This is a genomic window from Roseiflexus sp. (genome assembly GCF_057785375.1).
In genome coordinates this window covers 71,995-78,313 of record NZ_JBYNRX010000086.1, presented here as the reverse complement: position 1 = coordinate 78,313, position 6,319 = coordinate 71,995, and the positions used below count along the sequence as shown (strand labels likewise).

Genomic DNA, 6,319 nt, shown 5'->3' with positions numbered 1-6,319 from the left:
CTCGACCGCCGACGCGCGTTGTGGATTGTTACACCTTGCATACCAAGCGCTCGAACATCTTGTCTAACTGTTGGGTAGGCGAAGGCATTGCCTTCGCCTACCCAACTGCCATTGCACTGCGGGCGAAAACCCTCGCCGAGGCGCGGTTCGATCGTGCGCACTGCACGTGCAAGCCCCGTTGGGGCTGCTGATGCCGATGGGCGATCATGCGTCTGTGACTGCCGGGGCGCGTTGACCGTTGCGCCTTGTGAACCGGACGCTCGAACCCCTTGTTTGATTGACCGCCATGTGGTATGACAATGCCTGCCCCTGACGGCAGGCGCGGTTTCGACCGGCTCAGCCACCGCCTACGAGACGGCGCCAGCCCCTCGACGGCGCCCCGGCTTCGACCGGCTCAGACCACAAGGCCGTCAACGGATGGTTCGGCATGCGCGCTGCGCCCGGCGGTTGAAGCCGCGGGCTACGGCATGCGAAGCCCGCCTTCGCAGGCTCTAGCGGAATTTAGTTTAGTGGCGCTCGCAGGCGAAAGATCGCCACCCCGCCTTCCTCATAGACGCACTCGAACAGCGGCGTTGTACGCAATGTTTCAGCGCGTAGCACGCCAGGGCGCCCGCTGGCGTACACATAGTCGTACCCGTGTTCGCGCATGAAGGCGGCGAGTTCCTCCGCGCTTGCGGACGCGCCATGGTCGCGCAGCCACGCGGTGTCGCGCTTGATGGCAGCGACATCTGCTGGCGCACCGTAGTTGTAGATGACCGGCGGCGTGCTGACCTGCCGCCCCGCCAGCGGTAGCAGCCACCATCCGCCGTCGGCGCCGCGATCCACGTCGTAGAGCCAGCCAGCCGTCCCCACCACGAAGCGCGCATCAGGCGGCGTGGCGCGCGCCGCCCACGCAATCGCTGCCAGGTCCGCTGTTCCGGCGAGCACCGTGTCGGGGCGAACAATGGCGCGCCAGTGGTTCGTTCCCCAGATCATCACGCCAACCGCCAGCGTAATGGCAATCAGACGCCAGGCAAACTGACGCCCGTCAGCGCATGGAGGATTTGACACAAAGACGCGAAGACGCAAAGGTGTATCGGGGTTATTAACAGACACTGCGTCTTTGCGCCTTTGCGTCATCTGTTTTGCAAAAAACCGCAGGGCATGCGTGTCGATTGCTGCTGCCCCGCCAGCGATCAGCAGCGCCAGCGGTGCGAACATGGTGATCATCAGCGCTTCGTTGGTGATGAATGAGAGATACGGCAGCCCGATGACGACCGGATTCGCCAGCAGCACCGCAGTAGCGCACCAGACAATGAGCCAGGCGGCAGCCCGCCTTCGCTGCCAGAGCGCCAGGAGCGCCCCTATGCCGCCGAGGGCGAGCAGTATCCGGTTTGTCCCTGCCCAGAGCAACTCTAGCGGCAGGGCGTTGTACGCGGCATTGCCAGCGATGTGCATGGCGGAACTGCCGGTTCCGGGCAGCGCCCGGCTCGCCAGCAGGACGATCCGGGGCGCGGTCATCGCCAGTGCGCCAGCAAGCGCAATGCCCAACCAGACGACCAGGCGGCGCCAGGAGGCGCTGTATTCTGTAAACAACAGCGCAGCGCAGGCTGCCAGCGTCAACACAAAGACAACGAAGTGCACCAGACTGAGACCTGCCAGCAAGAACGCCAGCAGCGCCGCCGAACTCAGTCCCGGATTGCGTCGCAGTGCATCCAGGGCAATCAGCGCAGCGGGCAGCATCAACATGCCGGTCAACAGGGTGTACCGTCCCCAACTCACATAGTACGCCGGCATGACCGACGCCAGACCAACGACCAGACCGGCGGCAGCGCCAGCAATCGGACGGCGCCAGAGACGCAGCGCCAGCGCGGCATATGCCGGAACCATCAATGCGCTCATCACCTGACCGCTCCAGAGCATCAGGTGCGGCAGACCTTCTGGCGAGCGAACGCCGCCTGCCAGCGCCACTGTCGCCACGAATACATGATATCCCCAGTGGTACGTTAACCCCTCGACAGGCAGGTACGGGCGGAGCGAGAGCGGCGCAGCGCCCTGCTCGACACTGACGCGAATCAGCAGTGCGTGGTGAACGGAGTCGACCCAGACGGGCAATGCAAGATCGCGGATTTGCTCGAAGCGAAGCCAGAAGGTCAGCGCTGCACTGCCAGCGATGACCAGATGCCAGATGCCGCCGTCGAGCGTGAACGTGGGTGCAATCACAGGGATGCGACGACGTGAGACGAGAAGGAGGACCAGGAAGACAACCAGTGCGAGAGGCGCCATCGGTGGGCGTATCGAAATGCCCAACCACGTGAGCCAGAGGTAGAGAAGCGCGATCAGGCTCAGGCTTGCCCCCACTGCCAGTGTAAAGCGTTCGAGGGCGGACTCTCCGGCGGTTGGCGCAATCTGCAGGAGGAGCGCCAGGCCAGGCAGAATCGCAAGAACAAGGGTAAGGAAAATGATGCCGATCAGGGAATTCACAATCGGTTCAACCAGACCATTGCGGATATCTATTCCTTTGAAAAACGTCCTCCTGATCGACGAGGATCTGATATGTGGGGATCAGACTGACGCGGTTCCGACTGGCGCGGTTCCGACTGGCGCGGTTCGGATTTGCGCCGCTCTTCTTCAAGGGCGCGGGCGATCAGGCGCTCGAAAAAACCGTCGCGCTTTTCTCCAGTGTCAGAGACCGGCTCAGATGACGGGGCAGCCTGTGATGGCGATGGCGGACCGAGGGCGACAATCTGCCGTTGGACCAGTGAAGCGATGCCGACATATACATCGATCAGCGTGACCGCCAGATCGCGCGCCAGGTCCGGGATCGAACGCTGCCCATCGATCAGCGTCAGCAGCGGACCAACATCTTCGCTGACCAGTGCTTGCGCCTGTTGGAGCGGCATCCGTAATGTGGGAATAGCGCCTAGCGCTGGCACATGGGGACGCACCGTCGCCCACGTCTGCGCCTGATGCTCCGCCAGTTCGATAATTTCCCATGGATCCATCCAGAGCGTCGGCGGGACTGGCGTGCTATCGGCGAGGAAGCGAAAGGGTGCATCAGGCTCGGCAAACATGCGCCCGATAGCATCCACGCCCTGCAATTCCGAGAGTTCGGCGTGTTGCGGGAGACCGTCGCGGAAGAACACGCGACCGATGTCGTCGCCAACCTGCATTTCCAGCACACCGCTGACCGAACTGTAGACCGCCATTTCGATCAGTTCGCGCAGCGGAAACTGGCTGAGAGAACCTTCGAGTTGCACGTCACGTCTCCGCGTTGCTCTCTTCTCGAATAATCAGACTGACTCAGTCGCGTTGGCAGGCTGGAAGCGGATGGTTCTCTGAACCAGGCGGTGCAGCGCCTTTTTGAGCTTCTCCAGCGCCGTTCCGCCGCCAGTTTGTGTGTCTCGGAGGGCGCGCCGCCCTCCGAATTTCCCGCCCGATCGTCCGCTGTGGCCATGGTATCATTACCACTCGATTGCACCGATACGCACGACTTGCACGTTCCAGATTGTCTCTCGCTATTATAGCGTATGCGTTGCGAAAAAGCGCCTGCTTCTGCAGAACGATAACGAGAAACCCTGGACGTCAGGCCCGCGTAGATGGTTGCAGGATCGTTACAAGCACAAGGAATGTTTGCCATGCGCACCGTCAAACAACGCATCGCCTCGCTCATAACGGCGGCTGTCTTCCTTGGGATTCTCTGGTTGATCCTTGGGCGCGTCTGGATTGTCATCTGGGTTCAGGTCCCCTGGTGGCTGCTGCTCTTGGGGGGCGTGATCCTGTTTCTGGTCATCGATTACATGGTGCATCGCGCGTTTGGGGGGAAACCATAGGTCTGGTTATTATGACAACGGAACGTTCGCTGTGCGACGGGAACCGCGCCGTTCGCGCCAATTGATGGGTTGATATGTTTCCTGAACTGACCGATCGCCAGCGCCGTATTGTTGCGCTGGCGGATGAACTTGCGGCGCGCTTCGCTGATCGCGCTGATCGGTATGACCGCGAGGGGAGTTTTCCTTTCGCCAACCTTGCCGACCTGCGCGACTCAGGGTATCTGCGACTGGTTGCACCGCCGCAGTGTGGCGGCGAAGGCGCCGATCTGTTCGAGATGACGCTGGCGCAGGAACGCCTTGCGCGCGGTTGCGGCGCAACGGCGATGGCGGTCGACATGACCATCCACCTGATCGGACGGCTGGCGGAAATGCCGTCGTGGCCCGAACCGATCTTTGAAATGGTCTGTCGCTCGGTGGTTGACGAGGGCGCGCTGATCAATTCAGCCGCCACGGAGGCGGATCTGGGCAGCCCGTCGCGTGGCGGTCTGCCCGCCACGCGCGCTCTCCCCGTGGACGGCGGCTGGCGCATCACCGGACGAAAATTGTTCGTCAGCATGGCGCCTGCGCTGCGCTGGTTTCTGGTCAGCGCCGCTCTGCCGCCAGACGATGAAGCGCCTCAGGGCGCAGCCGGCAGTTTTCTGGTCGAAGCCGGTTCACCAGGCATCCGCCTGGAGGATGCCTGGAGCGACTCGTTGAGTCTGCGCGCCAGCGCCAGTTATGATCTGATGCTCAATGATGTCTTCGTGCCGGCTGAACGCCTGGTCGAGCGCACGCCAGCCGGCGCCGCGCCGCGCCCTGGACCGCCGGCGCAGATGGCGTGGTTCGCACTGACCCTCTCGGCGGTCTACCTGGGCATCGGGCAGGCGGCGTATGACACTGTTTGCGCGTATGCGCGTGAACGTATTCCAACCGCACTTGGACGACCAATCGCCACGTTGCCAAACATTCAGCGGCGGGTCGGCGCTATGCAGACGGCGCTGAGCGCGGCGCGCAGCGTCCTGTACCAGACGGCGCACGCCTGGGTCGCCCGTCCGGCGGAGCGCAGCGCAATGGCGGCGCAGATTGCAGCGGCGAAGTATCTTTGCACCAATGCCGCCTGTGATGCAACCGATCAGGCGCTGCGGATTGCAGGCGGTTTTGCACTCACGCGCGCACTACCGCTCGAACGGTATTTCCGCGATGCACGCGCCGGTCTGACCCATCCGCCGAATGATGATGCAGCCCTGGAATTGATCGGAAGGCAAACGCTTGGAGTGTAAGCATGGATCTCGGATTGCGTGACCGGGTGGCGCTGGTGACCGGCGCCTCGAGCGGCATTGGCGCAGCGACGGCGCGCCTGCTGGCAGAGGAGGGCGCCGATGTCGTGATTGCATTTGGGCGCGACGAGACCGGCGCGCAGCGGACGATGGCAGCGGTCGAGGCTGCTGGCCGGCGCGCATGGTTCTGCCGCTTCGACATTGCCGATGCTGCTGCGGTCGAGGCTGCTGTTCGCGCGGCTGGTGCACAAACGGGCGGGTTCGATGTGCTGGTCCTGTGCGCCGGGCGCAATATCGTCACCCCGTTTGCCGACATCACACCGGAAGAATGGAACGCCGTCGTCGGCATCAACCTGAACGGCGCATTCTACACGCTGCGTGCTGCAATCCCGTTCCTGCGCAATGGCGCTGCAGTGGTGACGGTGGCAAGCGTCGCCGCGGTGACCGGAGCGCCGCACCATGCGCACTATGCAGCGGCAAAAGCCGGACTGGTGAACCTGACGAAGAGCGCGGCGCGGGCGCTCGCGCCGCGGGTGCGGGTCAACTGCGTCGCGCCTGGCATTGTGCTCACGCCAATGGGCCGCGATACTGTTGCCAGCCTTGCCCCTGATTATGCTCAGACGAAACTTGCGCTGCAACGCTACGCTGAACCGGACGAAATCGCGCGCTGCATTGTCTTTCTTGCCAGCCCGGCTGCCAGTTTCGTAACCGGAGCAACGCTTGATGCCAATGGCGGGCGGGATATGCGCTGATCACAATTGACGCTCCACGCAACAGATGCTACACTTGCGCTGATTGTGGATCGCCTGAGATGAGGGAGGGACGTATGTTCGAAAAGGTTGATCATATCGGTTTCGCCGTGCGCGACATCGACAGCGCCATCGCCTTCTACAGCCAGACGTTCGGGATCAGCGAGTGGGAACGCATACCGATGCCAGAGCGCCATATGGAAGTCGCTGCAACGCGCATGGGCGATATGCTGCTCGAACTGATCGCTCCAACGTCGGATGAAGCGGCGTTTGCGAAATATCTGAACGAACGCGGTCCCGGCATGCACCACATCGCCTACAAGGTGAACGATATCGTCGCTGCTCTGGCAGAGATCAAGGCGCGCGGCGTCCAGTTGATCGACGAAACGCCGCGCCCCGGTCTGCACGATACGCTGGTCGCCTTCCTCCATCCAAAGAGCTGCCAGGGTGTGCTGGTCGAACTGGTGCAGCATCGTCACTGATCGGCATCAGCCAGGCGCGC

General features: G+C 62.7%; 6 protein-coding genes. 4 read left to right on the top strand and 2 right to left on the bottom strand.

Features of this window, described 5'->3' with window-relative positions:
* Positions 1-501: 501 nt before the first annotated feature.
* Together AC3EA7_RS16365 and AC3EA7_RS16360 are read right to left on the bottom strand one after the other, a co-directional pair.
* Positions 502-2,463 carry a DUF6541 family protein gene (locus AC3EA7_RS16365; protein WP_488615141.1) on the bottom strand — a complete coding sequence of 654 codons (1,962 nt, stop codon included), beginning with the start codon at positions 2,461-2,463 and terminating at the stop codon, positions 502-504.
* A gap of 29 nt (positions 2,464-2,492) precedes the next feature.
* Positions 2,493-3,239: a DUF4388 domain-containing protein gene (locus tag AC3EA7_RS16360; RefSeq protein ID WP_488615140.1), complete on the bottom strand. Its 747-nt coding sequence runs from the start codon at positions 3,237-3,239 to the stop codon at positions 2,493-2,495.
* Between the two features lie 378 nt (positions 3,240-3,617).
* Here AC3EA7_RS16360 and AC3EA7_RS16355 point away from each other — a divergent pair, with 378 nt between their 5' ends.
* From AC3EA7_RS16355 to mce, 4 genes are all read left to right on the top strand, one after another.
* Complete coding sequence (locus AC3EA7_RS16355) at positions 3,618-3,812, top strand: hypothetical protein (protein ID WP_488615139.1); 195 nt, start codon at positions 3,618-3,620, stop codon at positions 3,810-3,812.
* A gap of 74 nt (positions 3,813-3,886) precedes the next feature.
* Entirely contained in the window at positions 3,887-5,071 is a 1,185-nt protein-coding gene (locus AC3EA7_RS16350; protein WP_488615138.1) for an acyl-CoA dehydrogenase family protein, read from the top strand.
* A gap of 2 nt (positions 5,072-5,073) precedes the next feature.
* Positions 5,074-5,820, top strand: a complete 747-nt coding sequence (locus tag AC3EA7_RS16345) for an SDR family NAD(P)-dependent oxidoreductase (protein ID WP_488615137.1) — start codon at positions 5,074-5,076, stop codon at positions 5,818-5,820.
* A 74-nt stretch (positions 5,821-5,894) separates the two neighbouring features.
* A complete protein-coding gene (mce, locus tag AC3EA7_RS16340; RefSeq protein WP_488615136.1) occupies positions 5,895-6,299 on the top strand; it encodes a methylmalonyl-CoA epimerase in 405 nt (134 codons plus the stop codon).
* The last annotated feature ends 20 nt before the right edge of the window (positions 6,300-6,319 follow it).